Origin of the sequence: Bradyrhizobium sp. UFLA01-814, from assembly GCF_046718885.1 — a bacterium.
Taxonomy (GTDB): Bacteria; Pseudomonadota; Alphaproteobacteria; order Rhizobiales; family Xanthobacteraceae; genus Bradyrhizobium; species Bradyrhizobium elkanii.
On sequence record NZ_JAQOSR010000337.1, the window covers coordinates 1 to 2,976 of the forward strand.

The 2,976-nt window shown below is 65.7% G+C and carries 4 protein-coding genes; 2 read left to right on the top strand and 2 right to left on the bottom strand.

The features are described from left to right. Nucleotides 1-101: 101 nt before the first annotated feature. Nucleotides 102-506, bottom strand: coding sequence for a hypothetical protein (locus PMN64_RS42560; RefSeq protein ID WP_411785074.1), 405 nt, complete (start codon nt 504-506; stop codon nt 102-104). A gap of 74 nt (nt 507-580) precedes the next feature. Here PMN64_RS42560 and PMN64_RS42565 point away from each other — a divergent pair, with 74 nt between their 5' ends. Next, nucleotides 581-1,195, top strand: a complete 615-nt coding sequence (locus tag PMN64_RS42565; protein ID WP_411785075.1) for a TetR/AcrR family transcriptional regulator — start codon at nt 581-583, stop codon at nt 1,193-1,195. Nucleotides 1,196-1,508: 313 nt separating this feature from the next. Here the strand turns inward: PMN64_RS42565 and PMN64_RS42570 are convergent, their stop codons facing one another. Next, nucleotides 1,509-1,910, bottom strand: coding sequence for a DUF1330 domain-containing protein (locus PMN64_RS42570; RefSeq protein ID WP_411785076.1), 402 nt, complete (start codon nt 1,908-1,910; stop codon nt 1,509-1,511). A 115-nt stretch (nt 1,911-2,025) separates the two neighbouring features. Between PMN64_RS42570 and PMN64_RS42575 the strand changes: the two genes are divergently transcribed. Further along, nucleotides 2,026-2,871 (top strand): metal-dependent phosphohydrolase, encoded by an 846-nt coding sequence (locus PMN64_RS42575; RefSeq protein WP_411785077.1) that lies wholly within the window; start codon nt 2,026-2,028, stop codon nt 2,869-2,871. Nucleotides 2,872-2,976 lie beyond the last annotated feature (105 nt).

Consider the following 2,976-nt stretch of genomic DNA (forward strand, 5'->3'; position numbering starts at 1 on the left):
GCCGCTTGCGGCGCGTCTCGAACCACGAGGCCAAGCACTTGCGCGGTCGCCAAGGGGCATATGCGATAGCCCTGCCCGCAAGCGGGAAAGGCAAGAAACCATCACGCATAGCGCGCCGCGCCCATGCAGAGCGCGGTGATGGCGAGCAGCCCGGCGGCGATGCGCTGGGCGACCGCCAGGCGCGAGCGCGCGGCTGAGGTATCGCCGGCATCATTGCGCAGCTGCCGGACCGCGCCGCCGCCGACGATGATCTGCACGGCGATCGCGGCCAGTGCTGCGATCGCGCCACCGGCCAAAATCTGCTCCGACAGCCCGAACGAGCCTTCATGGACCAGGCGCCAGAGCGTGGCGCCGGTCACGATCGCGACCGTCGCGGCGCCGATTTGCGGAAACAGCAGCTTTTCGCCGCCGAGGCCGCCGGTGCGCGCCAGGGTGAAGCTCGAGCCGGCCCAAAACACCGATGACAGGACGTGAAGGGACAGCGCTATGATGAGGGCGGTCTGCATGATGTCGCTCCGGATGGGCATTGAAATTAGATATACATAATGTATAGTCAATCTGACGAAAGCAAGGCAAACCGATGCCGCCGCGCAGCTATGTGAGCCCGGCGCGTAGCGCCGCCGCCGCCGAAACCCGCGAGCGCGTGATCGAGGCCGCCTCGCGCACATTGCGCGACGAGAGCATCGCGCGCTTCTCGCTGGATACGGTGGCGAAGGCGGCCGGCGTGACCCGGCTGACCGTCTACAACCAGTTCGGCTCGCGGCGCGGGCTGCTCGAGGCGGTGTTCGACGAGATCGCGCGCCATGGCGGGCTGCACCAGCTCGCCGACGCCATGACGATGGCCGATCCGCGCGCCGCGCTCGACCGGATGGTGGAGATCTTCTGCGGATTCTGGAGCCGGGATTCCGCGGTCGGCCGGCTGCACGACGCGATGGCGACCGATCCCGAATTCGCCGAGGCCGTGCGCGAGCGCAACGAGCGCCGCCGCCGCGGCGTCACCGCATTGATCGACCGGATCGCGGGCAAGCATGCATCGCCGCAGGCCCGCAAGGACGCCGTCGACCTGATCTTCGCGCTGACGAGCTATCCGACCTTCGCCTCGCTGAGCGCGGGGCGGTCGGGGGATGAGGTCTGCCGTGTCGTGCAGAGCGCCTGCCACGCGGCGCTTGCTGACTTATCAAACCCGTCATCCTGAGAGAATGTGCATGTATTCAGCGTCGTCCTGGCGAAAGCCAGGACCCATTACCCCAACCGCTTGTTGTTGTGCGACGCTGGAGCCACGATCGCACTCTCAATCAAATTCGGTGGTTATGGGTCCTGGCTTTCGCCAGGACGACGGCGGGGGGAGGCCGCTCGCTACAATTCTCACCCCGTCATCCTGAGGCGCGAGCCTTGCGGCGCAATTGCGCCGCTGGGCGAGCCTCGAAGGATGAATCGGCCACAGTCGGGCCGTCGACCCTTCGAGACGCGCTTCGCGCTCCTCAGGGTGACGGGAAAAGAGAAGTACCTCACCCCACCTTGAACTTGCTGTAGGCCTCGCGCGTCGCGATGATGACGTGCGCCTCGCAGCCGTTGCGGCGATGCGGGTCGCAGCGGTCTTCGTAGTCGGCCGAGGTCATCATGTCGATGAAGGCGGCGACGCTCGGGTAGTAGACCAGCGCGAGGTAATCCCAGCGCTGGCCGGCCGGCTCGCCCAGCGCGACAGTCTCGGCGCTGCCGGTCCACAGCAGCGTGCCGCCGCGCGCCTTGATCATGGGTACGGTGAGCGCGCTGTAGCGCAAATAGGCATCCCAGCCCGAGCCGTCGCCGTCGAGCGACCGTGCGCGAAACCGCATCAGATTGACCATCACGACCGGCGCCTCGCGGTCCAGCTCGTTCAAGCCTTTGACGTTCAAGAGATCGACACCCATCACCCGCTCCCGCCCACGGCACATCGGTCCAGCCGCAACGATTATGTCACATCGCGGGACTAGCCTGAAATACCGCCGGGCCGTAAGCTCAGGCCAGCTCTCGGAGGTCAAGGCCGTGATGACCCTTCCAGAACTAGCGGCCGACGCGCTCGGCAAATTCCTCGGTGAGTACATGCAGCGCCGGTTCGGCTCTTCGCAGACCCAGCTGGTCGAAATGGTGCCCTCGATCGCGCGGATCGCGCTCGAATGCATCGGCAACAGCGACGCGCTCTATCACAATGTCGAGCACACCATGCTGGTGACGCTGGCCGGCCACGACATCCTGCGCGGCCGCGCGCTGCACTCGCACATGAGCGCCGAGGATTATGCCCACGTCATCGTCGCCTGCCTCACCCATGACATCGGCTATGTGCGCGGGCTGTTCGAGGCCGACGGCCAGGACGGCTATCTGGTCGCTGCCGACGGCCGCAAGATCATCCTGCCGCGCGGCTCGTCGGATGCGGCGCTGATGTCCTATCACGTCGACCGCTCCAAGATCTTCGTGATGGAGCGGCTCAAGGGCGTCACTCTGCTCGACAAGGAACGCATCGCGCGCGCCATCGAGGGCACGCGCTTTCCGCTCAGCGCCCCTGACGACGATGAGGATTTCGGCGAGGAGGCCACCTTGCTGCGGGCCGCCGATTTGATCGGGCAGCTCGGCGATCCCCACTACATCCGCAAGGCCAACGCGCTGTACCTCGAATTCGAGGAGGCCGGACTGAACCGCCAGCTCGGCTACAATTCGCCGGCCGATCTCGTCGACCTCTATCCGCGGTTCTACTGGGACAGCGTCGCACCGCACGTGCAGAAGGCGATCCGCCACCTCAACATCACCTCGAGCGGACGGCAATGGATCGCCAATCTCTACAGCAACGTGTTTCGCGCCGAGCGCGACATCTCGCTGTCGGGACCGCAGAAATAGGCGGGGATGCAGCGCAATCTCTCCCCTCGTCGTCCCGGCGAAAGCCGGCAACTGTTATGTCGGTTTGGTCTGTAGGTACGGCTTTCGGTCTCGCATCATGGCATT

Bases quoted from the DNA above. Each gene is read 5' to 3' on its own strand.
- PMN64_RS42560 (WP_411785074.1), bottom strand. From the start codon at position 506: ATGCAGACCGCCCTCATCATAGCGCTGTCCCTTCACGTCCTGTCATCG.
- PMN64_RS42565 (WP_411785075.1), top strand. From the start codon at position 581: ATGCCGCCGCGCAGCTATGTGAGCCCGGCGCGTAGCGCCGCCGCCGCC.
- PMN64_RS42570 (WP_411785076.1), bottom strand. From the start codon at position 1,910: ATGGGTGTCGATCTCTTGAACGTCAAAGGCTTGAACGAGCTGGACCGC.